The 25,875-nt window shown below is 63.1% G+C and carries 23 protein-coding genes and 1 pseudogene; 12 read left to right on the top strand and 12 right to left on the bottom strand.

From position 1 onward, the window contains the following. Positions 1-143 precede the first annotated feature (143 nt). From argB to coaBC, 4 genes and pseudogenes are all read right to left on the bottom strand, one after another. Positions 144-1,049 (bottom strand): acetylglutamate kinase, encoded by a 906-nt coding sequence (argB, locus tag FEM01_RS17175; protein ID WP_138220680.1) that lies wholly within the window; start codon positions 1,047-1,049, stop codon positions 144-146. Positions 1,050-1,079: 30 nt separating this feature from the next. After that, positions 1,080-2,453 (bottom strand): annotated as a pseudogene (locus tag FEM01_RS17170) (phosphomannomutase/phosphoglucomutase); the annotation flags it as partial. 137 nt (positions 2,454-2,590) lie between these two features. Continuing rightward, complete coding sequence (gene dut, locus FEM01_RS17165; RefSeq protein ID WP_138220678.1) at positions 2,591-3,046, bottom strand: dUTP diphosphatase; 456 nt, start codon at positions 3,044-3,046, stop codon at positions 2,591-2,593. 5 nt (positions 3,047-3,051) lie between these two features. Continuing rightward, positions 3,052-4,263, bottom strand: coding sequence for a bifunctional phosphopantothenoylcysteine decarboxylase/phosphopantothenate--cysteine ligase CoaBC (coaBC, locus tag FEM01_RS17160; RefSeq protein ID WP_138220677.1), 1,212 nt, complete (start codon positions 4,261-4,263; stop codon positions 3,052-3,054). 126 nt (positions 4,264-4,389) lie between these two features. Here coaBC and radC point away from each other — a divergent pair, with 126 nt between their 5' ends. Next, positions 4,390-5,070, top strand: a complete 681-nt coding sequence (radC, locus tag FEM01_RS17155) for a RadC family protein (RefSeq protein ID WP_138220676.1) — start codon at positions 4,390-4,392, stop codon at positions 5,068-5,070. Positions 5,071-5,200: 130 nt separating this feature from the next. Here the strand turns inward: radC and FEM01_RS17150 are convergent, their stop codons facing one another. Then, the gene (locus FEM01_RS17150; RefSeq protein ID WP_138220675.1) at positions 5,201-6,790 is read right to left on the bottom strand and encodes an ABC transporter substrate-binding protein; all 1,590 of its coding nucleotides are present in this window, start codon (positions 6,788-6,790) and stop codon (positions 5,201-5,203) included. 362 nt (positions 6,791-7,152) lie between these two features. Here FEM01_RS17150 and rpmB point away from each other — a divergent pair, with 362 nt between their 5' ends. Together rpmB and rpmG are read left to right on the top strand one after the other, a co-directional pair. After that, entirely contained in the window at positions 7,153-7,389 is a 237-nt protein-coding gene (rpmB, locus tag FEM01_RS17145) for a 50S ribosomal protein L28 (protein WP_054894119.1), read from the top strand. Positions 7,390-7,400: 11 nt separating this feature from the next. Next, on the top strand, positions 7,401-7,556 hold the full coding sequence (rpmG, locus tag FEM01_RS17140) for a 50S ribosomal protein L33 (RefSeq protein WP_003253507.1): 156 nt from the start codon (positions 7,401-7,403) through the stop codon (positions 7,554-7,556). Positions 7,557-7,668: 112 nt separating this feature from the next. Here the strand turns inward: rpmG and FEM01_RS17135 are convergent, their stop codons facing one another. Further along, the gene (locus tag FEM01_RS17135) at positions 7,669-8,028 is read right to left on the bottom strand and encodes a cupin domain-containing protein (protein WP_138220674.1); all 360 of its coding nucleotides are present in this window, start codon (positions 8,026-8,028) and stop codon (positions 7,669-7,671) included. A gap of 196 nt (positions 8,029-8,224) precedes the next feature. Here FEM01_RS17135 and FEM01_RS17130 point away from each other — a divergent pair, with 196 nt between their 5' ends. Both FEM01_RS17130 and FEM01_RS17125 read left to right on the top strand, forming a co-directional pair. Beyond that, entirely contained in the window at positions 8,225-9,718 is a 1,494-nt protein-coding gene (locus tag FEM01_RS17130) for an aldehyde dehydrogenase (RefSeq protein ID WP_138220673.1), read from the top strand. Between the two features lie 126 nt (positions 9,719-9,844). Continuing rightward, complete coding sequence (locus FEM01_RS17125; protein WP_138220672.1) at positions 9,845-10,984, top strand: MFS transporter; 1,140 nt, start codon at positions 9,845-9,847, stop codon at positions 10,982-10,984. A 50-nt stretch (positions 10,985-11,034) separates the two neighbouring features. Here FEM01_RS17125 and FEM01_RS17120 read toward each other — a convergent pair whose 3' ends face one another. Both FEM01_RS17120 and FEM01_RS17115 read right to left on the bottom strand, forming a co-directional pair. Beyond that, entirely contained in the window at positions 11,035-12,591 is a 1,557-nt protein-coding gene (locus FEM01_RS17120; protein WP_138220671.1) for a phospholipase D family protein, read from the bottom strand. Positions 12,592-12,652: 61 nt separating this feature from the next. Beyond that, positions 12,653-14,083, bottom strand: coding sequence for a PLP-dependent aminotransferase family protein (locus FEM01_RS17115; protein ID WP_138220670.1), 1,431 nt, complete (start codon positions 14,081-14,083; stop codon positions 12,653-12,655). A gap of 177 nt (positions 14,084-14,260) precedes the next feature. Here FEM01_RS17115 and FEM01_RS17110 point away from each other — a divergent pair, with 177 nt between their 5' ends. Beyond that, a complete protein-coding gene (locus FEM01_RS17110; protein ID WP_138220669.1) occupies positions 14,261-14,491 on the top strand; it encodes a DUF1127 domain-containing protein in 231 nt (76 codons plus the stop codon). A 37-nt stretch (positions 14,492-14,528) separates the two neighbouring features. Here FEM01_RS17110 and FEM01_RS17105 read toward each other — a convergent pair whose 3' ends face one another. Continuing rightward, positions 14,529-15,821, bottom strand: coding sequence for an NAD(P)/FAD-dependent oxidoreductase (locus tag FEM01_RS17105; RefSeq protein ID WP_138220668.1), 1,293 nt, complete (start codon positions 15,819-15,821; stop codon positions 14,529-14,531). A gap of 147 nt (positions 15,822-15,968) precedes the next feature. Here FEM01_RS17105 and FEM01_RS17100 point away from each other — a divergent pair, with 147 nt between their 5' ends. Further along, complete coding sequence (locus FEM01_RS17100) at positions 15,969-16,322, top strand: YkgJ family cysteine cluster protein (protein WP_138220667.1); 354 nt, start codon at positions 15,969-15,971, stop codon at positions 16,320-16,322. Positions 16,323-16,326: 4 nt separating this feature from the next. On the opposite strand, the gene dadR is transcribed toward FEM01_RS17100, so the two are convergent. Next, positions 16,327-16,815 carry a transcriptional regulator DadR gene (dadR, locus tag FEM01_RS17095; RefSeq protein WP_003258963.1) on the bottom strand — a complete coding sequence of 163 codons (489 nt, stop codon included), beginning with the start codon at positions 16,813-16,815 and terminating at the stop codon, positions 16,327-16,329. Positions 16,816-16,970: 155 nt separating this feature from the next. Here dadR and dadA point away from each other — a divergent pair, with 155 nt between their 5' ends. The 5 genes from dadA to FEM01_RS17070 all read left to right on the top strand — a co-directional run bounded on the left by dadA (position 16,971) and on the right by FEM01_RS17070 (position 22,881). Continuing rightward, the gene (dadA, locus tag FEM01_RS17090; RefSeq protein WP_138220666.1) at positions 16,971-18,272 is read left to right on the top strand and encodes a D-amino acid dehydrogenase; all 1,302 of its coding nucleotides are present in this window, start codon (positions 16,971-16,973) and stop codon (positions 18,270-18,272) included. A gap of 129 nt (positions 18,273-18,401) precedes the next feature. Continuing rightward, complete coding sequence (alr, locus tag FEM01_RS17085) at positions 18,402-19,475, top strand: alanine racemase (RefSeq protein WP_138220665.1); 1,074 nt, start codon at positions 18,402-18,404, stop codon at positions 19,473-19,475. Between the two features lie 108 nt (positions 19,476-19,583). Beyond that, entirely contained in the window at positions 19,584-20,132 is a 549-nt protein-coding gene (locus tag FEM01_RS17080) for a cupin domain-containing protein (RefSeq protein ID WP_039581939.1), read from the top strand. Positions 20,133-20,286: 154 nt separating this feature from the next. After that, positions 20,287-20,691 (top strand): c-type cytochrome, encoded by a 405-nt coding sequence (locus FEM01_RS17075; protein ID WP_138220810.1) that lies wholly within the window; start codon positions 20,287-20,289, stop codon positions 20,689-20,691. A gap of 330 nt (positions 20,692-21,021) precedes the next feature. Beyond that, on the top strand, positions 21,022-22,881 hold the full coding sequence (locus FEM01_RS17070; protein ID WP_138220664.1) for an acetyl-CoA hydrolase/transferase C-terminal domain-containing protein: 1,860 nt from the start codon (positions 21,022-21,024) through the stop codon (positions 22,879-22,881). A 108-nt stretch (positions 22,882-22,989) separates the two neighbouring features. Here FEM01_RS17070 and FEM01_RS17065 read toward each other — a convergent pair whose 3' ends face one another. After that, positions 22,990-23,562, bottom strand: a complete 573-nt coding sequence (locus FEM01_RS17065) for a xanthine phosphoribosyltransferase (RefSeq protein WP_138220663.1) — start codon at positions 23,560-23,562, stop codon at positions 22,990-22,992. Between the two features lie 63 nt (positions 23,563-23,625). Further along, positions 23,626-25,635: a DNA helicase Rep gene (gene rep, locus FEM01_RS17060; RefSeq protein WP_138220662.1), complete on the bottom strand. Its 2,010-nt coding sequence runs from the start codon at positions 25,633-25,635 to the stop codon at positions 23,626-23,628. Positions 25,636-25,875: the final 240 nt, after the last annotated feature.

Below are 25,875 nucleotides of genomic sequence, written 5' to 3'. Positions count from 1 at the left end.
GACCTTCAAGGTCGCCTTTTTCATTGCTGCTGTCTTACTCGGTGTAAGGGTCTTCTAACGCATCACCCTGGCCCGTCACGATCTTTCAGCCGCACAGGGTACGTGCTGCGTTCAAGGCAGACGCCGTACCCGTGGACGCACGATCAGTGACGCTTACGGTTGGTGATCAAGGTGCCCACGCCGCTGTCGGTGAAGATCTCCAGCAGCACGGCGTTCGGTACGCGACCGTCGATGATGTGCGAGCTGTTCACGCCGCCCTGGACTGCCTCCAGTGCGCATTTGATCTTCGGCAGCATGCCGCCGTAGATGGTGCCGTCAGCGATCAGGCTATTGACCTGCTCGGTGGTCAGGCCGGTCAGCACTTGGCCCTGCTTGTCCATCAGGCCGGCGATGTTGGTCAGCAGCATCAGCTTCTCGGCTTTCAGTGCTTCGGCTACCTTGCCTGCGACCAGGTCGGCGTTGATGTTGTACGACTCACCATTGGCGCCCACGCCGATTGGCGCGATCACCGGGATGAAGTCACCTTTGACCAGCATGTTCAGCAAGTCGGTATTGACGCTCTCGACCTCGCCGACATGGCCGATGTCGATGATTTCCGGCTGGGTCATCTCAGGGGTCTGGCGGCTGACGGTGAGCTTGCGCGCACGGATCAACTCGGCGTCCTTGCCGGTCAGGCCGATGGCGCTGCCGCCGTGGCGGTTGATCAGGTTGACGATATCCTTGTTTACCTGGCCGCCCAGGACCATCTCCACCACGTCCATGGTCGCCGAGTCGGTGACGCGCATGCCGTCGATGAAGTGGCTTTCGATCGACAGACGCTTGAGCAGGTCGCCGATCTGCGGGCCGCCACCGTGCACGACCACCGGGTTGATGCCCACGGCTTTCATCAGCACGATGTCACGGGCAAAGCCGGTCTTGAGCTCTTCGCTCTCCATCGCGTTGCCGCCGTACTTGATCACCAGGGTCTTGCCGACGAAACGGCGGATGTAAGGCAGTGCTTCGGACAAAACCTCGGCTACATGGGAAGCGGCATCGCGATCGAGGGTCATGCAGGGCTCCAGGTAAGGAACGGATAGTCGTCAGAACGGCAGTTGCAGGTCGGGTTGGACCTTGAGCAATTGCGTGCGGAATACAGCCTTGATACGGTCGAGTTCTGCCGCGCTGTCGGCCTCGAAACGCAGCACCAGCACCGGCGTGGTGTTGGAGGCGCGGACCAGGCCCCAGCCGTGTGGGTAGTCGACCCGCACACCGTCGATGGTGGTCAGGTTGGCTTCGCCCCAGTCGGCATCGCGTTGCAGAGCATCAATGATGCTGAATTTACCCTCGTCGGTCACATCAATGTTGATTTCCGGCGTGGAAATGTCGTTCGGGAACGCGGCGAACAGGCTTTCGGCGTCCTGGCTGGCCTTGCTGAGGATCTCCAGCAGACGTGCGGCGCTGTAGATACCGTCGTCGAAACCGTACCAGCGTTCCTTGATGAAGATGTGACCGCTCATCTCGCCGGCGAGCAGCGAGCCGGTCTGCTTCATCTTCTTCTTGATCAACGAGTGGCCGGTCTTCCACATTAGGGCACGACCACCGTGCTGTTCGATCAGCGGGGTCAGGCGGCGGGTGCACTTGACGTCGAAGATGATCTCGGCGCCCGGGTTGCGCGACAGCACGTCCTGGGCGAACAGCATCAGCAGGCGGTCAGGGTAGACGATGCTGCCGGTGTTGGTCACCACGCCCACGCGGTCGCCATCGCCGTCGAAGGCCAGACCAATGTCGGCGCCGGTCGCTTTTACCTGGGCGATCAGGTCCGCCAGGTTTTCGGGCTTACCGGGGTCAGGGTGGTGGTTGGGGAAGTTACCGTCGACCTCGCAGAACAGCGGAATCACGTCGCAGCCGAGGGCTTCTATCAGTTGTGGGGCGATTACCCCGGCGGCGCCGTTGCCGCAATCGACCACCACTTTCAGGCGTTTGCTCAGCTTCACGTCACTGACGATCTGCTTGAAGTAGCGATCGAGGATCTCGACCTTTTCCACGCGGCCTTCGCCACGGGTGAGGTCGTTGGTCTTGAGGCGGGTCAGCAGTGCCTGGATTTGCTCGTTGGCCAGGGTGTCGCCGGCAATGACGATCTTGAAGCCGTTGTAGTCCGACGGGTTATGGCTGCCAGTGAGCATTACCCCCGACTTGCCGGCCAATACGTTGGCGGCATAGTACAGCGCAGGGGTCGGCACCAGGCCGACGTCGCTGACCTGGCAACCGGCGTCGGCCAGCCCCTTGATCAGTTGCTCGACCAGCATCGGGCCGGACAGCCGGCCATCGCGGCCAACCGAAATCTGTGGCTCGCCTTGGGCGAGCGTTTGCGCGCCGATGGCGCGGCCAATCCAGTAGGCGGTCTCGGCGTGCAGGGTCTTGCCCACCACGCCACGGATGTCGTAGGCGCGGAAGATGCTGTCGGGCAGTGCGGGGACCAGTTGGGCCATGTCGTTCATCTCTGGGGACTCCAAGTATTCAAAGGCTTCTGGGCAGGCACAAACTGAACGCTTGGACGGTGGAATGCCCCGAGAGTTCGCCGTCCATGGCGGCAACGGTCGATGCAGGGGGCTCAGCGGGTGCCGGAGTGGCCGAAGCCGCCTGCGCCGCGCTGGGTTTCGTCGAACTGCTCGACGATGTCGAAATGCGCCTGCACCACCGGCACCAGGATCAGCTGCGCGATGCGCTCGCCAACGCTGATGGTGAACGGGGTATCGCCACGGTTCCAGCACGACACCATGAGTTCGCCCTGGTAGTCCGAGTCGATCAGGCCGACCAGGTTGCCCAGCACGATGCCGTGCTTATGGCCCAGGCCCGAGCGCGGCAAAATCATCGCCGCCAGGCCTGGATCGCCAATATAGACGGACAGACCGGTGGGGATCAGCAAGGTCTGGCCGGGCTCGAGGACGGTGTCCTGCTTGAGCAGCGCGCGCAGGTCCAGGCCGGCGGAGCCGGGGGTGGCGTACTGCGGCAAGGGGAATTCAGTGCCCAGGCGTGGGTCGAGGATCTTGGCTTGAAGAGCGTGCATGTAACTTATTGAACCTGATTGAGTCGTTCGGCGATGAAGGCAACCAGCTGGCGGGCGATCTTGCCCTTGCTGGTCTGCGCGAAGAGAGTCTGGTGTTGCTGACGGTCGATCACGGTGAGGGCATTTTCCTCGCTGTTGAAGCCGATGCTGGGGTTGGCCACATCATTGGCGACGATCAGGTCGAGGTTCTTGTCCTTGAGCTTGCGTGTGGCGTAGTCGAGCAGGTGCTCGGTTTCGGCGGCGAAACCTACGCTGAACGGGCGATCGGCCCGGCCGGCAATGGTCGCAAGGATATCGGGATTGCGCACCATCTGCAGCAGCATGCCGTCACCGGTGGTGGGATCTTTCTTGAGTTTTTGTGGGGCGACGACTTCCGGGCGGTAGTCCGCGACAGCGGCCGAGGCGATGAACAGGTCGCAGGGCATGGCGGCTTCGCAGGCTGCGAGCATGTCCCGTGCGCTTACCACGTCGATACGGCTGACCCGGTCGGGGGTTGGCAGGTGCACCGGGCCTGTGACCAGGGTTACCCGAGCCCCGGCTTCGGCGGCCGCTTCGGCCAGGGCGAAGCCCATCTTCCCTGAACTATGGTTGGTGATGTAGCGCACCGGGTCGATGTTTTCTTGCGTCGGGCCGGCGGTGATCAGGACGTGCTTGCCGGTCAGCGCTTCGCGTTTGAAGCTCTCGGCGGCGCACCAGGCAAGGTCGGTGGCTTCGAGCATGCGGCCCAGGCCCACGTCGCCACAGGCCTGGCTGCCCGAGGCAGGGCCGAATACCTGGATGCCACGACGCTTGAGCAGGTCGAGGTTGTCTTGGGTTGCCGGGTCGCGCCACATGGCCTGGTTCATGGCCGGTGCTACGGCGACGGTGGCGTCGGTGGCCAGTACCAGGGTGGTCAGCAAATCGTCGGCCATGCCTTGGGCCAGGCGCGCCATCAGGTCGGCAGTGGCTGGGGCGATGAGCACCAGGTCGGCCCATTTGGCCAGTTCGATATGGCCCATGGCTGCTTCGGCGGCGGGGTCGAGCAGGTCCATGTGGACCGGATGGCCGGACAGCGCCTGCAGCGTGAGCGGCGTGATGAACTCGGCGCCACCACGGGTCATGACCACGCGCACTTGTGCGCCGTGTTCCAGGAGTCGGCGAATCAGTTCGGCGCTCTTGTAGGCGGCAATGCCACCTCCGACGCCGAGAACGATGCGCTTGCGATACAGCCGCTGCATAGGCTTGCCTTTATCCAGTGAAAGCGGGCGGCGACGACCATGGCCTGCGGCAGATCGTCGCATTTTCGAAGCGAACTAGATTAACACAGCGGTCAAATACGCCGCAGTACCACGCAAGGAGTGGGGATGAACATCAGGGAGTGGCCGCGCGAAGAGCGGCCGAGGGAAAAGTTGCTGGCGCGTGGGGCGGGCAGCCTGACCGACGCCGAACTGCTGGCCGTGTTTCTTGGTTCAGGGATCAAAGGCCGTGGTGTGTTGGACTTGGCTCGCGGGCTGTTGCTGAAATTCGGCGGTTTGCGCCAGGTGCTGGAGGCTGACCGGCAGGCGTTCGTTGGCGAGTTGGGACTGGGTCCGGTTCGCTACAGCCAGGTGCAAGCGCTGCTGGAGATCGGCCGCAGGCACCTGGCGATGTCCATCGAGCGCGAGTCGGCCATGGACAGCCCCCATACGGTGCGGCGTTACCTGAAATCCATGTTGCGCCATGAGGCGAGCGAAGTGTTCGGCTGTCTGTTTCTGGATTCCAAGCACCGGCCGTTGGCGTTCGAAATCCTGTTTCGCGGCACGATCGACCGGGCGAGCATCTACCCGCGCGAAGTGGTCCGGCGGGCCTTGCTGCACAACGCGGCGGCGCTGATCCTGTGCCATAACCATCCGTCAGGCCATTGTGAGCCGAGCCAGGACGACGTGCACCTGACGCAGGTGCTCAAGCGCTCGCTGGCGCTGATCGACGTGCGAGTGGTGGATCACGTCATCGTGGGTGATGGTGAGCCTTTGTCGATGGTCGAGCATGGGTGGCTGGCAGGGTAGAACTTCATGGCCTGTGCCGCCCCCTTCGCGGGCAAGCCCGCTCCCACAGGTATTGCGCAACCTTCAGAAAAGCGCTGTACCTGTGGGAGCGGGCTTGCCCGCGAAAAGGCCGGTCCTGCGGTCTACCGACTCAACGGCCCACCGACACCTTGCTCAGATCCAGCCGCCCGAACGGGCTCACGTGATAGCCCTGGACATCCTCGCGCAGCAGCGTCGCGGCAGTCGGGTGCGCCAAAGGCAACCACAGTGCTTGTTGCTGGATCAGCGTCTGCGCCTGCTGGTACAGGCGGCTGCGCACGCTTTGGTCGTTGGTGGTGCGCCCAGCGTTGATCAGTTGATCCAGGCGACTGTCGCAAAAACGCGCGAAGTTGGTGCCCGAAGTCACCGCCGCGCAGGAAAACTGCGGGCTGAGGAAGTTGTCCGGGTCGCCGTTGTCGCCGGCCCAGCCCATGAACAGCAGGTCGTGCTCGCCGGCTTTGGCGCGGCGGATCAGCTCACCCCATTCCAGGGTACGGATTTCGGCCTTGATGCCGATCTTCGCGAGGTCGGCCTGGAGCATCTGCGCCCCCAGGGCCGGGTTGGGGTTGAGCAGGCTGCCCGATGGGCGGGTCCAGATCGTGGTCTGGAAGCCTTCTCCCAGACCGGCCTTGGTCAGTAGCGCCTTGGCTTTGTGCTGGTCCATCGGGTAGCCCGGCAGGTCCTTGGCGTAACTCCAGGTGTTGGGTGGGTAGGGACCGTTGGCGGCAGTCGCGGTATCTTCGAACACGGCCTTCAGGTAGGCCTGCTTGTCGAAGGCCAGATTGATCGCCTGGCGCACCTCGGGCTTGTCCAGCGGCGGGTGCTGGCTGTTGATGGCAACGAACGCGGTCATGAACGCGGGCGCGCTCGCCACCTTGAGGTTACCGTCCTTGCCGGCTTCGGCCACGTCCAGTGGCTTGGGCGACAGCGCCACCTGGCACTCGCCGCGCTTGAGTTTCTGCAAGCGCACGTTGGCGTCGGTGGTGATGGCGAAAATCAACGGATCGACCGAAGGCTTACCGGCGAAATACTCCGGGTTGGCGCGATAGCGCACCACCGCGTCCTTCTGGAAACGCTGGAACACGAACGGACCGGTGCCCACCGGCTGGCTGTTGAGCTTCTCTGGGGTGCCGGCCTTGAGCAGCTTGTCGGCATACTCGGCGGAATAGATCGAGGCGAAGCCCATGCTCAAGGTGGCCAGGAAGGTGGCGTCTGGGTGGGTCAAAGTAAAGCGCACGGTGTACGGCGTGGGTGCGTCGATCGACTTGATCAGGCTGCCCAGTTGCAGCGACTGGGCATGCGGATAACCGCCGGGTGCCGTCTTGTGCCAAGCGTGCGCGGGGTAGAGCATGCGCTGGAAGCTGAACAGCACGTCGTCGGCGTTCAGTTCGCGACTGGGCTTGAAGTAAGGCGTGGTGTGGAACTTCACGTCCTTGCGCAGTTGGAAGTCATAGATCAGTCCGTCGGGCGACACGCTCCAACGCTCGGCCAGGCTGGGCACCACCTTGCCTTGCTCTGCGTCGAACTCCACCAGACGGTTCATCAGCACGTCGGCCGAGGCGTTGGTGGTGGTCAGCGAATTGTACTGGACCACGTCGAAGCCTTCAGGGCTGGCTTCGGTGCAAACCGACAGCGGCGCGGCCTGGGCCAGGCCCGCAGCGCAGAGCGTGGAGAACAATAAAGAAAAGGCGGCAGCACGCATGGTGGCTCCTTGGCTGGTCAATGGCACCCTCTGCCGGTGCAGTCTGGAAATTTCCTACCCTAGTGCGGGTAAGGGCAAATGACCACACCCTTTCGCATTAATTCGGCGACGGGCGGTCGACAGCTCGGCAAGCGAGTCGTTATGCTGCCCCGACGCGCCTGGCCCGACCTGAAGACACATCTTCTGTTGTTGTGCCGGAGTCTTTCTGGTATAAAGCAGCGCTCTTTTCTAGGGGCTCGGCCTGTCGCGAAAGCGGATCCGGTCGATAAGACCCTCGGAAACACGGCGCCTGGCGCCATAGACTGAGAGATTAAGCGGCCAACCCATGCCGGGTTGGGCATGTGGTTTTAGAGGGCTGAGGCATGTCGAGAGTCTGTCAAGTTACTGGTAAGGGTCCAGTAACCGGGAACAACATTTCCCACGCAAACAACAAAACCCGTCGTCGTTTCCTGCCAAACCTGCAGCACCACCGTTTCTGGGTTGAATCCGAGAATCGTTTCGTGCGTCTGCGCGTTTCCGCCAAAGGCATGCGTATCATTGACAAGCGCGGCATCGATGCCGTTCTGGTCGACATCCGCAAAGCTGGCGCCAAGGTTTAAGGGAGAGCATCATGCGTGAATTGATCCGTCTGGTTTCGAGTGCCGGTACCGGCCACTTCTACACCACCGACAAGAACAAGCGCACCACTCCGGACAAGATCGAGATCAAGAAATACGATCCGGTCGTCCGCAAGCACGTGGTGTACAAGGAAGCCAAGATCAAGTAATTGGTCGGCAACCTGAAAAAAACCCGCTTCCTCACGGAAGCGGGTTTTTTTTTACCTGCCAACAGGGATTGGATCAGCTGAAGTGCAGGCCCAGGTGCCGGGAGCTACATAGTTACTTCTGCTCGAACAGCACGTAGATCTTGCGGCACGACTCCAGCACCTCCCAGGTGCCCTTGAAGCCCGCCGGGATGACGAAGCGGTCACCGGCGCGCAGGGTCTTGGCATGACCGTCCTGGTCACGCAGTACCGAGACGCCCTGAACGATTTCGCAGTATTCGTGTTCGGTGTAGTTCACCGTCCACTGACCCACTTCGCCTTCCCATACGCCTGCGGCGAACTGTCCGCAGGGGCTGGCGTAATGGTTGTAGACAGCCTGGTCCGGCTCACCTTTGAGGATTTTTTCGGCCGCAGGACGGTAGCGTTCGGCTTCGGTCAGAACCTGGGCGAAGTCGACGATGCTGGCGATGCTCATGGTGGATTTCCTGTTGTTGTTTAATAAAATGCACATCAGTAGGCTTTTAGGCCTTTTGTGTCAAATATATTGATAGTTTCACCGCCCTGGTTTAGGGTGTCGTGTGCCGGTGTACGTTCATCACCCGGCCAGAATTCCTGACAGCGCCCGTGAGTCCTCAGTGCGGTGCTGCACCTTAACAACAGAGGAGTTTCCGATGACCACCCTGACGCGTGCGGACTGGGAACAGCGTGCCCAGCAACTGAAGATCGAAGGCCGTGCCTTCATCAACGGCGAATACACCGATGCCGCATCCGGTGCAACCTTCGACTGCCTGAGCCCGGTGGACGGACGCTTCCTGGCCAAGGTTGCCAGCTGTGACCTGGCCGACGCCAACCGTGCGGTGGAAAATGCCCGTGCGGTGTTCGATTCCGGTGTTTGGTCGCGCCTGGCCCCGGCCAAGCGCAAGGCTACCCTGATTCGCTTTGCCGACCTGTTGCGCAAGCACGTCGAAGAGCTGGCCCTCCTGGAAACCCTGGACATGGGCAAGCCAATCGGCGACTCGTCGAGCATCGACGTGCCGGGTGCTGCCAACGCCATCCACTGGACTGCCGAAGCCATCGACAAGGTCTACGACGAAGTCGCCCCGACTCCGCACGACCAGCTCGGCCTGGTAACCCGCGAGCCGGTAGGCGTGGTGGGTGCCATCGTGCCGTGGAACTTCCCGTTGCTGATGGCCTGTTGGAAGCTCGGCCCGGCCCTGGCCACCGGTAACTCCGTCGTGCTCAAGCCGTCGGAAAAGTCGCCGCTGACCGCCATCCGTATCGCTCAACTGGCCGTCGAAGCCGGGCTGCCGAAAGGCGTGCTGAACGTGCTGCCGGGCTACGGCCATACCGTGGGCAAGGCCTTGGCCCTGCACATGGACGTCGACACCCTGGTGTTCACCGGCTCGACCAAGATCGCCAAGCAACTGATGGTCTATGCCGGTGAGTCGAACATGAAGCGTGTCTGGCTGGAGGCTGGCGGCAAGAGCCCGAACATCGTCTTCGCCGACGCCCCGGACCTGCAGGCCGCAGCCGAAGCCGCTGCCAGTGCCATCGCCTTCAACCAGGGGGAGGTCTGCACCGCAGGTTCGCGCCTGCTGGTGGAGCGTTCGATCAAGGATACCTTCCTGCCCATGGTGGTCGAGGCCCTGAAGGCCTGGAAGCCGGGCAACCCACTGGACCCGGCCACCAGCGTCGGCGCCTTGGTGGATACCCAGCAGATGAACACCGTGCTGTCGTACATCGACGCCGGCCATCAGGACGGCGCCAAGTTGTTGGCCGGTGGCAAGCGCATTCTTGAGGAGACCGGTGGCACCTACGTCGAGCCGACCATCTTCGACGGCGTAACCAACGCCATGAAGATCGCCCAGGAAGAAATCTTTGGGCCGGTGCTGTCGGTGATCACTTTCGACACCGCCGAAGAAGCCGTGGCGATTGCCAACGACACCCCTTACGGCCTGGCTGCCGGGATCTGGACTGCGGATATTTCCAAGGCCCACCAGACAGCCCGTGCCGTGCGTGCCGGCAGCGTCTGGGTCAACCAGTACGATGGCGGCGACATGACCGCACCGTTCGGTGGCTTCAAACAGTCGGGCAACGGCCGGGACAAGTCGCTGCATGCGCTGGAGAAGTACACCGAGCTGAAGGCGACCTGGATCAAGCTGTAATCCACTCGGTCTAGTTCGCGGGCAAGCCCGCTCTCACAGGATTGCGCAAAGTCTCAAGCTTGCGCTGAACCTGTGGGAGCGGGCTTGCCCGCGAATGGGCCAAAACAGTTTTTCCAGGAGGCATGTATGCGCTGGGGAACCTACTTTGCCGTACTGGCCTCGGTGCTCAGTGTCGGGCTTGCGCTCGGTGTGAGCATGCCGTTGGTGTCCTTGCGCCTGGAAGGCTGGGGCTACGGCGGGTTCGCCATCGGCGTGATGGCCGCGATGCCGGCGATTGGCGTACTGATCGGTGCCAGCCTGGCCAGCCGCCTGGCCGGCTGGGTCGGGGTGCCCATGGCCATGCGCCTGTGCCTGTGGGGTGGGGCGGTGTCGATCGGGTTGGTCGCGCTGCTGCCCAGCTATCCCCTGTGGTTGGCGTTGCGCCTGTTGATCGGCATGTCGCTGACCGTCGTGTTCATCCTCGGCGAAAGCTGGATCAACCAGCTGGTGGTCGAGCACTGGCGCGGTCGGCTGGTCGCCCTGTATGGCAGCAGTTACGCCCTCAGCCAATTGGCCGGACCGCTGGTGCTGGGCGTGCTGGGCTCGGACGATGATTTCGGTTTCTGGGCCGCCACCGGCTTGCTGCTGGTGGCGCCGCTGATTCTGTTGGGGCGGGGCGGGGCACCGATCACCGAGGCCTGCAGCGTGACCTTCGCTGATCTGTTCGGCTTCTGTCGGCGCCTACCGGTGATCGCCTGGGCTATTGCCTTGTTCGCGGCCTTCGAGGCGATGATCCTCACCCTGCTTCCGGTGTATTGCCTGCAACAAGGTTTCACCACGGAGCTTGCGCTGTTCATGGTCAGCACCGTGGTGGTGGGCGATGCGGTACTGCAATTGCCGATTGGTGCGCTGGCCGACCGTCTGTCGCGACGTGCGTTGTTCAGTGGCTGTGCGCTGACCCTGCTGGTGTCCAGCCTGGCGATTCCGCTGTTGCTGCACACCTGGGTGATCTGGCCACTGTGGGTGTTGTTCGGGGCCAGTGCGGGCGGCTTGTTTACCTTGTCGCTGGTGTTGATCGGCGAGCGCTATCGCGACGATGCGCTGGTGCGCGCCAATGCCCATGTGGCGCAGCTGTGGGGCATCGGTTGCCTGCTTGGGCCATTGCTGGCCGGGGCCGGTAGCCAGTGGATCAGCGGGCATGCGTTGCCATTGCTGATGGCGGCGGGGGCGGCCGGTTTGGTGTTGCTGACCCGGCGCAAGGGGGCGTTCGACCCGGCCGCTACGTGAGTCATGGCGAGCGCAGCATGACCGCTCAAGTGATGCAGGTGCGGGGCGCGCTACAACATTTTTTCCAGCCCCACCGCCTTGCTGATCCAGGCATTGAAGCGCCGCCACAGCCCGCCAGGCTCTGTCAGCAGCATGTGCCGTTGACCGTTGTCTTCGGTGACCCACACCATTTTTCCGTCCACCAGCTGCGGCTGGTAGCTCAGCGCTGGCGCCATGCCCTGCAAGGCCAGTTCGCGGGTGTATTCGGCCAGCTCCGGGCTGTCCACCAATACCCCGACTTCGGTATTCCACAGCACTGAACGCGGGTCGAAGTTGAACGAGCCGATGAACGTCTTGTGTCGGTCGAACACCATCGCCTTGCTGTGCAGGCTCGAATCGGAGCTGCCGTGGAAGGTTAGGCCACGTCGGCTGATGCGATCACCCGGCTGGCGTCGCAGTTCGTACAGCTGCACGCCATGCTCCAGCAGGGCACGCCGGTAGGGCGCATAGCCCCCATGCACGGCGGGTACATCGGTAGCCTCCAGCGAGTTGGTCAGCAGCTTGACCGAAGTGCCCGAGTCGGCGCGGCTGGTGAGGTAGAGCAAGCCAGGTTGGCCCGGCACGAAGTACGCCGAGACCAGGATCAGTTCGCGGTGCACGCCGTTGAGTTCCGGTGCCAACTGATGGCTCATCAGCAACTGCGGGTCGGGCTCGTTGTCGGCCAGTACCTTGCTCGGCGCGTCCCAGAGCGCCTGGCTGTGAGCCCAGATCAGCTCGTTGCGCCACACATCCAGACGCGGTTGGGTCTGGTAGGCCATCAACCGGTCGTACAGCGCCTTGCGCTCGATGCGCGCCTTGGCCAGCCAGGTTTCCAGACGCTGGCGGCTGGCGTGCAGGTCGGCGGCGTCCGGCTGACGCCACAGGAAGTCGCTGATCGGGCGGCTCAGGGCGCTGTTCCAGTATTGGTCGAAGCTATGTCCCAACTGCTCGGCTACCGGACCCACGCCAAGCAGGTCAATGTCGGTGAAGTTCAGGTTGGGCTCGGCGTCGAAGTACTCGTCGCCCAGGTTGCGACCGCCGACGATGGCCATGCTGTTGTCCACTAGGAACAACTTGTTGTGCATGCGTCGGTGCTGGCGTGACAGGTTGAACAGCCTGCCAGCGGCACGCGTGAAACCGGTGCTGCGGCCCAGGTGCAGCGGGTTGAACACACGGATCTGGATGTTCGGGTGGGCGGCCAAGGTGCCGATCAGTGTGTCCAGGCCATCGCTGGCGGTATCGTCCAGCAGCACCCGTACGCGCACGCCACGGTCGGCGGCGCGCAGCAGTTCGTGGACCAGCGCGCGGGTGCTGAGGCCGTCGTGGACGATGTAGTACTGCACGTCGATGCTGGCCTGGGCGTTGCGAATCAGTTCGGCACGCGCCCGGAACGCCTCGTTGCTGTTGGGTAGCAGACGAAAGCCCGAGCGACCCTCGTAGGGCGCGGCCTGGCGCAATACCGAGCGGCCAAAGGCCGACTCGCCTGCCGGCAGGGCCTGGCTGACGTCACGGGGCGTACCGACGCTGGCGCAGCCCGACAGGCCGAACAACAGCGCCAGCAGCACAGGCAGAGCGCGCTGGAGTCTCAAGGGTGGGGCATCCTGTGCAACAAGGGACTTATGGGGTTGGACCGTCGCAGGCGGGGCAAAGTTACCCGTCGGTGTGTTCGGCATCCAGTAGACGAAGTGCGGTTTCCCCCACCTTGCGCACGGCAGCCTCGATCTGCGGGGTGGACCGCGCGGCGAAGTTCATGCGCAGACAATTACGGTACTTGCCTGAGGCGGAAAAGATACTGCCGACAGCAATCTGTACACCCTGCTCCAGTAAAGCCCGGTTCAGGCGCAGCGTGTCGAAACTTTCCGGCAATTCCACCCACAGCATGAAGCCGCCCTGGGGCCGGCTGGCGCGCGTGCCGGGCGGAAAGTAGCGGGTTACCCAGTCGCTCATCTGGTCGCGGCTGCGCTGATATTGGCTGCGCATGCGCCGCAGGTGGGGCTGGTAGTGGCCGTCGGCGATGAAGTCGGCAATCGCCAGTTGCGGCTGGCAGGCCGTGCTGCCGGTACTGATGTACTTCATGTGCAGCACCCGCTCCAGATAGCGTCCCGGCGCGACCCAGCCGATCCGCAGGCCCGGAGCGAGGGTCTTGGAGAACGAACTGCACAGCAGCACGCGGCCATCGTCGTCGAATGACTTGACGGTGCGCGGGCGCGGGTAGGTGTAGGCCAGGTCGCCGTACACGTCGTCCTCCAGAATCGCCACGTCGTAGCGTTGGGCGAGGGTCAGCAGGGCCTTTTTGCGGGCCTCGGGCATGATGTAGCCGAGTGGGTTGTTGCAGTTGGGGGTGATCTGGATGAGCTTGATCGGCCACTGCTCCAGGGCCAACTCCAGGGCTTCCAGGCTGATACCGGTGATGGGGTCGGTGGGAATCTCCAACGCTTTCATGCCCAGGCCCTTGAGCGTCTGCATGGCGCCGTGGAAGCTCGGCGAGTCCACCGCGACGATATCGCCGGGGCCGCACACCGCGCGGATGCTGCACGACAATGCCTCGTGGCAGCCGGTGGTCACCACCAGATCAGCCGGCCCCAGGCGGCAGCCGGAGTCGAGCATCAGCCGGGCAATCTGTTCGCGCAACTGTGCGTTGCCGTGGATGTTGTCGTAATACAGGCCAGGCATGTCCATGCGTCGGCTGATCTGCGCCAGGCTGCGCAGCAGCGGCTTGAGGGTCGGGCTGTCGACATCGGGCATGCCTCGACCGAGTTGGATCACGTCAGGGCGCGGTGTACTGCGCACAAGCTCCAGCACTTGCTCCCACTGGGAGATATCCACAGGCCGCTGGGCCGGGCGGCTGATATCCGGCAGCGCCGGAAGGTGGCGGTCTTCGGCGACGAAATACCCGGATTTGGGGCGCGGCGAGACCAGGCCGTTGTCTTCCAGCAGACGATAAGCCTGCTGCACGGTACTCAGGCTGACGCCGTGTTCCACGCTCAAGGCGCGCACTGATGGCAGGCGCTGGCCGGGTCGATACAGGCCCTGCTCGATGCGCGAGCCGAGCAGTTCTGCCAGGTTGAGGTAAAGCGTCACGGCATACTCCGGCTTTTTTTGGGGGATGGACCAATACAGATCGTAGGAAAATACTCCATTCAGCCGTGGTATCGCCAATTCTGTATGAGAATAATAAACGGCTGTTGGATCTGTATCGTTCACTGCCTGCGCGGGCAAGCTATCCACACGCTATCGATTGAGTGGGAGAGCACGGTGATGGGGGGTATGAGCGATGTCCGCGTGCAGCTGCTGGCCAAAGAAATGGAGGCCGAGCAACGCACTCGGGTCTACGATCCGTTCGCAGACCTGGGGCGCTGGGGTCTGATGTTGCATCGCTGGCGGACCCGCCGGGCGCTGCTGGAGATGGACGCGCGGCAGTTGCGCGATATTGGCCTGAGCTGGGAGCAGGCGCGGGAGGAGGGCTGCAAGCCGTTCTGGCGGGAATGATTGTAGGAGCGCCCCGGCAAGGCCGCTCCTGCAGGGGTCAGACCAGCTCCTTGAGCCGATACCACAGCATTCCCAGTGCCAGCAGCGGCGAGCGCAGCAGCTTGCCGCCAGGGAAGGTGGTGTGCGGGACCTTGGCAAACAGGTCGAAGCGCCCACCGTGTTGCCCGCAGATAGCCTCGCCGAGTAGTCGCCCGGCGAGGTGCGTGGCGTTGAGGCCATGGCCGGAATAGGCCTGGGCGTAGTACACGTTCGGCTGGCTGGCCAGGCGGCCGATCTGTGGCAGGCGGTTGGCGCCAATACCGATCATGCCACCCCATTGGTAGTCGATGCGCACATCGGCCAGGTGCGGGAAGACCTTGAGCATCTTCGGCCGCATGTAGGCGGCAATGTCCTTCGGGTCGCGCCCGGAGTAGTGGCAGGCACCGCCGAACAGCAGGCGATGGTCTGCCGACAGCCGGTAGTAATCCAGCGCCACCCGCTGGTCGCAGACCGCCATGTTCTGCGGCAGCAACTGGCGCGCACGTTCTTCGCCCAACGGCTCGGTGGCGATGATGTAGCTGCCGGCGGGCAGCACCTTGCCGCCCAGTTCGCGGTTGAGATCGTTGTGGTAGGCGTTGCAGCACAGCACCAGGGTGTTGGCGCGTACCTGGCCCTGGGCGGTGTGCACTTTTACCTGCGGGCCATAGTCGATACGGGTGACTTGCGACTGTTCGAACAGGCGCACGCCCAGCCGGGCAGCTGCAGCGGCTTCGCCAAGGGCCAGGTTGAGCGGATGCAGGTGCCCCGAGCCCATGTCGATCAGACCGCCTGCGTAGCGGTCGGAGCCCACCACGCTGTAGATGTCGTCCTTGGCCACCAGGCGCAAGTCGTGCCGGTAACCGAGGCTGCGCAGGGTCTCTGCCTCCTCGGCGAAGCCTTGCAGTTGCTCCGGCTTGTTGGCCAGGTCGCAGTAACCCCACGTCAGGTCGCAGGCGATGGCATGCCGTGCGACCCGCTCACGCACGATTTCCACAGCTTCCAGCCCCATCAGCTTGAGGCTGCGCACGCCGTCCTCGCCGATCACTGGCAGGAACTGCTCCAGGCCATGGCCAACGCCGCGGATCAGTTGCCCACCGTTGCGCCCGCTGGCGCCCCAGCCCAGCTTGCGCGCTTCGAGCAGGATCACCGACAGGCCGCGTTCGGCCAGCTCGATGGCGGTATTGAGCCCCGAGTAGCCACCACCGACGATGCACACGTCAGCGCTGTGCTCGCCTTGCAGGAACGCGTGGTCCGGGTGTGGCGCGCTGCTGGCGGCGTAGTAGGAGGCGGCGTGCTGCGCGCTATGGATCATAGGACGGCCATGGAAAGTCAGAAGAGGAGCGAGGATAAGCTGTGCTCTTGCAGGGCGGCAACCCGCTTACCGGGGGCGTGTCCGCTCAGCGGGTTGAGCGGCGAATGAGACTATAATTCGGATCATTTCCTTGCCTTGTATCCCGCCATGTCCTGCAACCGCCACAAGATCCACTTCCTGCGCGAACTCATTCCCTCTTTCGAGTGCGTGCCTGGTTGCCACGACTGCTGCGGCCCGGTCACCACCTCGGCCGAGGAAATGGCGCGCTTGCCACGCAAGACCCAGCAGGAGCAGGAGGCGGCCCTGGAACGCCTGGACTGCGTGCATCTGGGGCCGAACGGCTGCACGGTCTACGAGGAGCGGCCGATGATCTGCCGCCTGTTCGGCACCACCCCGCGCCTGGCCTGCCCACGCGGCAAGGGCCCGGTGCAGCCGATCGACCCGGCGGCCGAGCAACTGGTGCATCAGTTCATCGCCAGCACCCGGCAGGTGCTGGTCTGAACAATCAGTCCGGGATCGGCAGGCAGAGGCTCTCCTTGACCTCTTCCATAACGATGTAGCTCTTCGATTCGCGCACGTGCGGCAGCTTGAGCAGGATGTCGCCCAAAAGCTTGCGGTACGAAGCCATCTCCGAAATGCGCGCTTTCACCAGGTAGTCGAAATCGCCCGATACCAGGTGGCACTCCAGCACATGCGGCAGCTTGAGCACGGCGCGGCGAAATTCCTCGAAGGTGTCGCCAGACTTGTAGTCCAGGCTGATCTCGACGAACACCAGCAGGCTGCCTTTGAGGTGCTGCGGATTCAGGCGGGCGTTATAGCCCATGATGATCCCTTCGCGCTCCAGACGACGTACACGCTCAGTGCATGGTGTGGTGGACAGCCCGACTTTCTCACCCAGTTCAGTGAACGAGATGCGGCCGTCATTCTGCAGGATCCGCAGGATATTGCGGTCGATCTTGTCCAGTTCACGCTTGCTCTGGTGCTGGGTTCTCATAGGGGATGCCGCTCCGTCAAAGGCGTTTTTGCCGAGAATTCTCGCCAAATATAGGCGTTTATATAGTGAATTGCACTGGCCTTGAATTTTTATACTGCGCGCATCCCTGCTCTATCAACAACACAACGCGGCGTGCTGCGTGCGAGGAATAAACGATGCGAGTTCTGGTACTTGGTAGCGGTGTGATTGGTACCGCCAGCGCCTACTACCTGGCCCGGCAAGGTTTCGATGTGACCGTGGTCGATCGTCAGCCGGCGGTAGCCATGGAAACCAGCTTTGCCAACGCCGGCCAGATCTCGCCTGGCTATGCTTCGCCGTGGGCCGCTCCAGGTGTGCCGCTCAAAGCCATCAAGTGGCTGCTCGAACGCCACGCCCCCTTGGCGATCAAGCTCACCGGCGACGTCGATCAATACCTGTGGATGGCGCAGATGCTGCGCAACTGCACCGCCAGCCGCTATGCGGTGAACAAGGAGCGCATGGTGCGTCTGTCCGAGTACAGCCGCGACTGCCTCGACGAGCTGCGCGCCGAAACCGGCATCGCCTACGAGGCTCGTACACTGGGCACCACCCAGCTGTTCCGCACCCAGGCCCAAGTGGATGCCGCAGCCAAGGATATCGCCGTGCTCGAGCAGTCCGGTGTGCCTTACGAGTTGCTCGACCGTGACGCCATTGCCCGTGTGGAGCCCGCCCTGGCCGGGGTCAAGGGTATTCTCGCCGGTGCCCTGCGCCTGCCTAACGACCAGACTGGCGACTGCCAGCTGTTCACCACCAAACTGGCAGAGCTGGCCCTCAAGGAAGGCGTTGAGTTTCGCTTTGGCCAGGACATCCAGCATCTGGAGTTCGCCGGTGATCGGATTAGTGGCGTGTGGATTGATGGCAAGCTGGAAACCGCCGACCGCTACGTACTGGCCTTGGGCAGCTATTCGCCACAAATGCTCAAGCCGCTGGGCATCAAGGCGCCGGTCTACCCGCTCAAGGGCTATTCGCTGACCGTGCCAATCACCAACGCCGACATGGCGCCGACCTCGACCATTCTCGATGAAACCTACAAGGTCGCGATCACCCGCTTCGACAACCGTATTCGTGTAGGCGGCATGGCGGAGATCGCCGGATTCGACCTGTCGTTGAACCCACGTCGGCGCGAAACGCTGGAGATGATCGTCAACGACCTTTATCCTCGCGGCGGCGACCTGAGCCAGGCCAGTTTCTGGACCGGCCTGCGACCGGCTACCCCGGACGGTACTCCGATCGTCGGTGCCACCCGCTACCGCAACCTGTTCCTCAACACCGGTCACGGCACCCTGGGCTGGACCATGGCGTGCGGCTCCGGTCGTCTGCTGGCTGACCTGATCGCGCGCAAGAAGCCGCAGATCAGTGCCGAAGGCCTGGATATTTCCCGCTACGGCAATCAACGGGAAGTGGCCAAGCCAGGTCATACGGCGCCTGCCCACCAGTAACCAGGCACCTGTACCGGCCTCTTCGCGGCTAAAGCTGCTCCCACAGGAAACGCGATCCCTGTGGAAGCGGCTTCAGCCGCGAAGAAGCAAACGCTGTTTTCACCCTGAACCACCAGAAGGCATGCCGTCATGCGCCCCGCCCGCGCCCTGATCGACCTCCAGGCCCTGCGCCACAACTACCGTCTCGCCCGTGAACTGACCGGTGCCAAAGCCCTCGCCGTGGTCAAGGCCGACGCCTATGGTCATGGTGCCGTGCGCTGCGCCCTGGCCCTGGAAACCGCAGCCGACGGTTTTGCGGTGGCCTGCATCGAAGAAGCGCTTGAGCTGCGCGCGGCCGGGATCAAAGCCCCGGTACTGTTGCTCGAAGGCTTCTTCGAGGCCAGCGAACTGGCGCTGATCGCCGAGCACGACCTGTGGTGCGTGGTGCATTCGCTGTGGCAACTCGAAGCCATCGAGAAGACCGCCGTGCACCAGCCACTGACGCTATGGCTGAAGATGGACACCGGTATGCACCGGGTCGGTATCCACCCCAAGGACTACCACGATGCGTATCAACGTCTGCTGGCCAGTGGCAAGGTCTCGCGTATCGTACTGATGAGCCACTTTGCGCGTGCCGACGAGCTTGACGCCGAGGCCACTGCCCAGCAGGTCGCGGTATTCGAGGCTGCGCGCCAGGGCCTGGCGGCCGAGTGCAGCCTGCGCAACTCGCCGGCGGTGCTGGGTTGGCCGACCATCAAGAGCGACTGGGTGCGTCCGGGGATCATGCTGTACGGCGCCAGCCCCTTCGAGGTGGAGCAGGCTGCGGCTAGTCGCCTGCAACCGGTGATGACCCTGCAATCGCGCATCATCAGCGTGCGCGAACTGCCGGCCGGCGAGCCAGTGGGTTACGGCGCGACGTTCATCAGCCAACGCCCGACGCGGGTAGGCGTGGTCGCGATGGGTTACGCCGATGGCTACCCACGCCACGCCCCCACCGGCACCCCCATCGTGGTGGCCGGCAAGCGCACCCAACTGATCGGCAGGGTATCGATGGACATGCTCTGCGTCGATCTCACCGAAGTGCCCGAGGCCACCGTCGGCAGTCCGGTCGAGCTGTGGGGCAAACAGGTGCTGGCCAGTGATGTGGCGATGCAGGCCGGTACGATTGCGTACCAGATCTTCTGCAACCTCAAGCGCGTGCCACGGGACTATATCGGCGAATAACGGGCTGAAGCGGACAGGCTGTGGGGCAGTGTGTTGTAAATACTGAACGGCGTTGCCATCATATCGTTCACACTTTCCCCACCTCGACCGTTTCAGGAGGCTCCCGCTTTGGACGTCGGTGAACGACTGCAAGCCATCCGTAAGCTCAAGGGCCTGTCCCAGCGCGAACTCGCCAAGCGCGCCGGGGTGACCAACAGCACCATCTCGATGATCGAGAAGAACAGCGTGAGCCCTTCGATCAGCTCCCTGCGCAAGGTGCTCAGCGGCATCCCCATGTCCATGGTCGAGTTCTTCTCGGTGGAACTGGCGCCGGAAAGCCCCACGCAGATCGTCTACAAGGCCCACGAGTTGATCGACATTTCCGACGGCGCGGTGACCATGAAGCTGGTCGGCAAGTCGCATCCCAACCGCGCCATCGCCTTTCTCAACGAGGTGTATCCGCCCGGTGCCGATACCGGTGAAGAGATGCTCACCCACGACGGTGAAGAGACCGGCATCTTGCTCGAAGGCCGCCTTGAGCTGGTGGTGGGCACCGAGACGTTCCTGCTCGAAGCCGGCGACAGCTACTACTTCGAAAGTACCCGCCCGCATCGCTTTCGCAACCCTTTCGACGAGCCAGCACGGCTGATCAGCGCGGCGACACCGTCGAACTTTTGATCCAGCGCAGTGCAATGACGCGTCAATACCCATTCTCGAAGTGGGGTCGTTTCACGCCTTCCGGGTAGCCGCTATACTTTTCAACGCTCGCAATTCCGTGGCCGCGGGCGTGATTAGCCACCATGAGGGTGTTCGCGTGAACCAAATCAAGAAGATGCTGGCCGTACCAGCAGCCGTAGTCGCCCTATGGGCAATGAGCGCAACCGCAGCGACCAATGATGACATCGCCAAGCGCCTGGAACCGGTCGGCCAGGTGTGTGTCCAGGGCCAGGAATGCAAGGGCATGGAAGTGGCGGCCTCCGCAGGCGGCGGTGGCGCCAAGACGCCCGACGAAATCATTGCCAAGCACTGCAACGCCTGCCATGGCAGCGGCCTGCTGGGCGCGCCGAAGATCGGCGACACCGCAGCCTGGAAAGAACGCGCCGACCATCAGGGCGGCCTGGACGGTATCCTGGCCAAGGCCATTACCGGCATCAACGCCATGCCACCCAAGGGCACCTGCGCGGATTGCTCGGATGACGACCTCAAAGGCGCAATCAAGAAAATGTCGGGGCTGTGAGCCACGCCTGAATTACCCAGGGCCCGCCTTTGATGGCGGGCTTTGTTTTTGGGTAGCCTGTTCGGACCTCTTCGCGGGTAAATCGGGGCGCCGAAACGCCGCTCCCACAGGGTACGCGGCGCGCTTGCGAAATCAGTTCTCTGCGCGACAGCGCAGCCCAAAGGGCTGGGTAATCTCCCACAGGGACTTCGCAGGGCTGAAACCTGTGCTGAACCTGTGGGAGCGGCGGTTCGGCGCCCCGATTTACCCGCGAAAGGGCCGGCCCAGGCAACCAACCCGCCTGACCCCATGTCCAACCCCCTGAACCCACGGACGACTCAGGAGGTCCCCATGCACCTCTGCTCCATCGACTTGGCCGTCGAGCAGGCCTTGGCCCGCCTGCCTGCGCACATCCACATGGGCCTGCCCTTGGGCCTGGGCAAACCCAATGCGTTCGTCAACGCCCTCTACGCACGCATCCGCGAGTTGCCCGACCGCCGGTTGACGATCTATACCGCGTTGTCCCTCGGCCGCCCAGCTTTGGGCGATGGCTTGCAGCGGCGTTTCCTGGAGCCCTTCGTCGAGCGCGTGTACGCCGACTACGAAGAGCTCACCTACGTCACCGACCTGCTGCACGACCGCCTGCCGGCCAACGTCCGCGTCGAGCAGTTCTTCATGCAGCCCGGCAGCCTACTGCACAGCCACGCTGCGCAGCAGGACTACGTCAGCAGTAACTACAGCCACGCCGCGCGCGACATCAATGCCAAGGGCCTGAACCTGGTCGCCCAGCTGGTGGCCGCCGATCCGCAGCGCCCCAACCACCTGAGCCTGGCCTGCAACCCCGACATCACCCTCGACCTGCTGCCAATGATCGAAAAGCGCCGCGCGGCGGGCGAAACCATCTTGCTGCTTGGCCAGGTGCACAGCGAACTGCCCTACATGCCGGGGGATTCGGAGCTGGCGCTGGATGACTTCGACCTGTTGATCGATCAACCCGAACAGCGCCGGTTGTTTTCCACCCCGAACCTGCCGGTGTCGACCCAGGATCACTGCATCGGCCTGCACGCCAGCACCCTGGTACGCGACGGCGGCACTCTGCAGATCGGCATCGGCGCCATGGGCGATGCCGTGGCGGCGGCGCTGCTGGCGCGCCAGGCTGACAATGCCGGCTACCGGGCGCTGCTCGACGAACTGGACGTTGACCCGTGGCAGGCGCTGATCGAGCGCGAGGGCGGGCTGGATACGTTCGCTCAAGGGCTGTACGGCTGTAGCGAGATGTTCGTCAACGGCCTGCTGGCGCTGGCCGAAGCCGGCGTGGTGCGGCGCCCGGCAGACGAGCAGGGGGTGGTGGTGCATGGTGGCTTCTTCCTGGGCCCACGGGCGTTCTACCAGCGCCTGCGCGAGATGCCGTTCGAGCAGCGCGCGCAGTTCGCCATGACCCGCATCAGCTTCATCAACGAGCTGTACGGGCAGGAGGAATTGAAACGCCGCCAGCGCCGCGACGCGCGTTTCGTCAACACGGTATTTGGCATGACCCTGCTCGGTGCGGGTGTCGCAGACCAGCTGGAAGATGGCCGGGTGCTCAGCGGTGTGGGCGGGCAGTACAACTTCGTTGCCCAGGGGCATGCGCTGGAAGGCGGACGCTCGGTATTGCTGCTGCGCAGTTGGCGCGAGGCCGCAGGCCTGGTGACGTCCAACCTGTTCTGGCGCTACGGCCACTGCACCATCCCGCGTCATCTGCGCGATATCGTCATCACCGAATACGGCATCGCCGATCTGCGCGGGCAGACTGACAGCGAGTGCATCGCCCGCTTGCTGGCGATCTGCGATTCACGCTTTCAGGGCGAACTCATGGAAAAAGCCAAGGCGGCGGGCAAGCTGGCCGAGGATTTCGAGCTGGATGAGCGCTACACCGACAACACCCCAGAGCGGCTGGAGGCGATACGTGCGCGGCATGCCCGGTTGTTCCCGGAGTATCCGCTGGGCAGTGACTTCACGGTTGAGGAGCGCGACTTGCTGCGCGCGCTGAACTGGCTGAAGAGCAAGTTCAAGCTGAGCGAGGTGCTGGAGTTGGGCAAGGCGGCGTTGGACGCGCCGGCGCCCGAGGCCTATGCCGCGCAGTTGGCGCGCATGGGGCTGGGGCAGCCGCAGGGGCTGAAGGAAGAACTGTACCAGCGCTTGCTGCTGGCGGGGCTTGAGGCTACTCGGTGACACAGGGATTCACGGGACCCTGTGGGAGCGGGTTTACCCGCGAATGCGATGGTGAATTTGATATCGCATTCGCGGGCAAGCCCGCTCTCACAGGATAGGTGCGTGGCCTTACTCGATGAAGGTCACCACACCGCCTTCCAGCGACTTCACCCGGGCCAGCGACTCAACGCGATAGCCCTGGCTGTCCAGCTCGGCACGGCCGCCCTGGAACGACTTCTCGATGACGATACCCAGGCCTGCCACGGTGGCGCCGGCCTGCTTGATGATCGAGATCAGCGCCTGCGATGCCTTGCCGTTGGCCAGGAAGTCGTCGATCACCAGTACGCGGTCGCTGCTGTTGAGGTGACGCGGCGAGACCGCCACGGTGTTCTCGGTCTGCTTGGTGAAGGAATACACCGAAGCGCTCAGCAGATTCTCGGTCAGGGTCAGCGACTGGTGCTTGCGGGCGAAGATCACCGGCACACCGAGCTTCAGGCCGGTCATGACCGCCGGAGCGATACCGGAGGCTTCGATGGTGACGATCTTGGTCACGCCGGAGTCCGCGAACAGGCGGGCGAACTCGTCACCGATCAGCTGCATCAGCGCAGGGTCGATCTGATGGTTGAGAAACGCATCGACTTTGAGAACCTGATCGGAAAGCACGATGCCTTCTTCGCGAATCTTCTGCTGCAGTGCTTCCACTGTGTATCTCCGATGTAACAAGCATGGCCGCTGAATGCGGCAAGGTTAAAGAGTAAGGGTTGATCAGCGTTTGAGCATCGCCCGGATGTCGGCCAGCGCGTTGTTGCCACGGGCGGCCTTGACCTCCACTGGTGCGTCATCCAGGCCTTCCCAGGCGAGGTCGTCCGGCGGCAATTCGTCGAGGAAGCGGCTGGGGGTGCAGTCGATGATTTCGCCGTACTGCTTGCGCTTTGCGGCAAAGGTGAAGGCCAGGGTCTGGCGTGCGCGGGTGATGCCCACGTAGGCCAGGCGGCGTTCTTCCTCGATGGTGTCGGCCTCGATGCTCGAGCGGTGGGGGAGGATCTCCTCCTCCATGCCCATGATGAACACGTAGGGGAATTCCAGGCCCTTGGAGGCATGCAGGGTCATCATCTGCACGCCTTCGGCGTTCTCTTCCTCTTCCTGCTGGCGCTCGAGCATGTCGCGCAACACCAGCTTGCCGATGGCGTCCTCGATGGTCATGTCACCCTCTTCATCTTTTTCGAGGGTGTTCTTCAGCGCCTCGACCAGGAACCAGACGTTGCTGATGCGGAACTCCGCCGCCTTGTCGCTGGCGGTCTGCTGGCGGATCCAGTTCTCGTAGTCGATGTCGCGGATCATCTCGTGCAGCGCGGCGATCGGGTCTTCCAGGGCGACTTTGTGGCGCACCCCGTCCAGCCAGTGCTTGAAGCGTTGCAGGCGCTCGGTGTAGCGGGCGTCGAGGTGCTCGCCCAGGCCCAGCTCGTCGCTGGCGGCGTACATCGAGATACCGCGCTCGGTGGAATAGTTACCGAGCTTTTCCAGGGTGGTCGAGCCGATCTCGCGGCGCGGCACGTTGATCACCCGCAGGTAGGCGTTGTCGTCGTCCGGGTTCACCAACAGGCGCAGGTAGGCCATTAGGTCCTTGACCTCCTGGCGCCCGAAGAAGCTGTTGCCGCCCGACAGGCGATACGGCACCTGATGGTGTTGCAGCTTCAGCTCGATCAGTTTGGCCTGGTAGTTGCCCCGGTAGAGGATGGCGAAGTCGCTGTACGGCCGGTTGGTGCGCAGGTGCAGGGTGAGGATTTCCATGGCCACGCGTTCGGCTTCGGCTTCCTCGTTCTTGCAGCGGATCACGCGGATCTCGTCGCCCACGCCCATTTCGCTCCACAGTTGCTTTTCGAAGGCGTGGGGGTTGTTGGCGATCAGCACGTTGGCGCAGCGCAGGATGCGGCTGGTGGAGCGGTAGTTCTGCTCCAGCATGACGATTTTCAAGGACGGGTAGTCTTCCTTGAGCAGCATCAAGTTCTCGGGGCGCGCACCGCGCCAGGCGTAGATCGACTGGTCGTCGTCGCCCACCACGGTGAACTGGTTGCGCATGCCGATCAGCATCTTCACCAGCAGGTACTGGCTGGCGTTGGTGTCCTGGTATTCGTCCACCAGCAAATAGCGTACGCGGTTCTGCCAGCGTTCGAGCACGTCGGGGTGTTCCTGGAACAGCTTGACCGGTTGCAGGATCAGGTCGTCGAAGTCCACCGCGTTGAACGCCTTGAGCGTGCGCTGGTAGTGGGTGTAGACGATGGCAGCGGTCTGCTCGCGTGGGTTGCGGGCTTTTTCCAGGGCCTCGGGTGGCAGGATCAGGTCGTTCTTCCAGGCACCGATCATATTCTTGATCTCGTCGATGCCGTCGTCGCCGGAGTATTCCTTCTGCATGATGTCCGACAGCAACGCCTTGATATCGGACTCATCGAAGATCGAGAAACCTGGCTTGTAGCCCAGTCGCTCATGCTCCCGGCGGATGATGTTCAGCCCCAGGTTGTGGAAGGTACACACCGTCAGGCCGCGGCCTTCACCCGGACGCAGCAGGGTGGCGACCCGCTCCTTCATCTCGCGCGCCGCCTTGTTGGTGAAGGTCATGGCGACGATGTACTGGGCACGAATGCCGCAGTTCTGGATGAGGTGGGCAATCTTGCGCGTGATCACGCTGGTCTTGCCGGAGCCGGCACCGGCGAGCACCAAAAGAGGGCCGCCGACGTAGTCACGGGCTTCCTGTTGCCGGGGGTTGAGTCGAGACATGCTAGAAACCGGGGGTCACCAGAAAATAGCCGCGCATTCTAGCAGGCATGGGCCGGTTATGGCGTGACCGTCTGACGCGAGAGTCAACGTTTTGCACGAATCCTGCCTGACGCCTGGCAGGCTTGCGCCCAAACGCCGAAATCCCGTTTGCCGGTTGCGTCGGTTTCGCGCAGGATGCACGTCAAAATACGTCGGGTACAGGCCAGAGATGGGCCATGACTAAAAGTGAAAATCATTTTC

It is taken from the genome of Pseudomonas mosselii, from assembly GCF_005796105.1.
Lineage (GTDB): Bacteria > Pseudomonadota > Gammaproteobacteria > Pseudomonadales > Pseudomonadaceae > Aquipseudomonas > Aquipseudomonas mosselii_C.
Note: the sequence above shows the minus strand (reverse complement) of the source record. Positions and strands in the feature narration are given on the sequence as shown.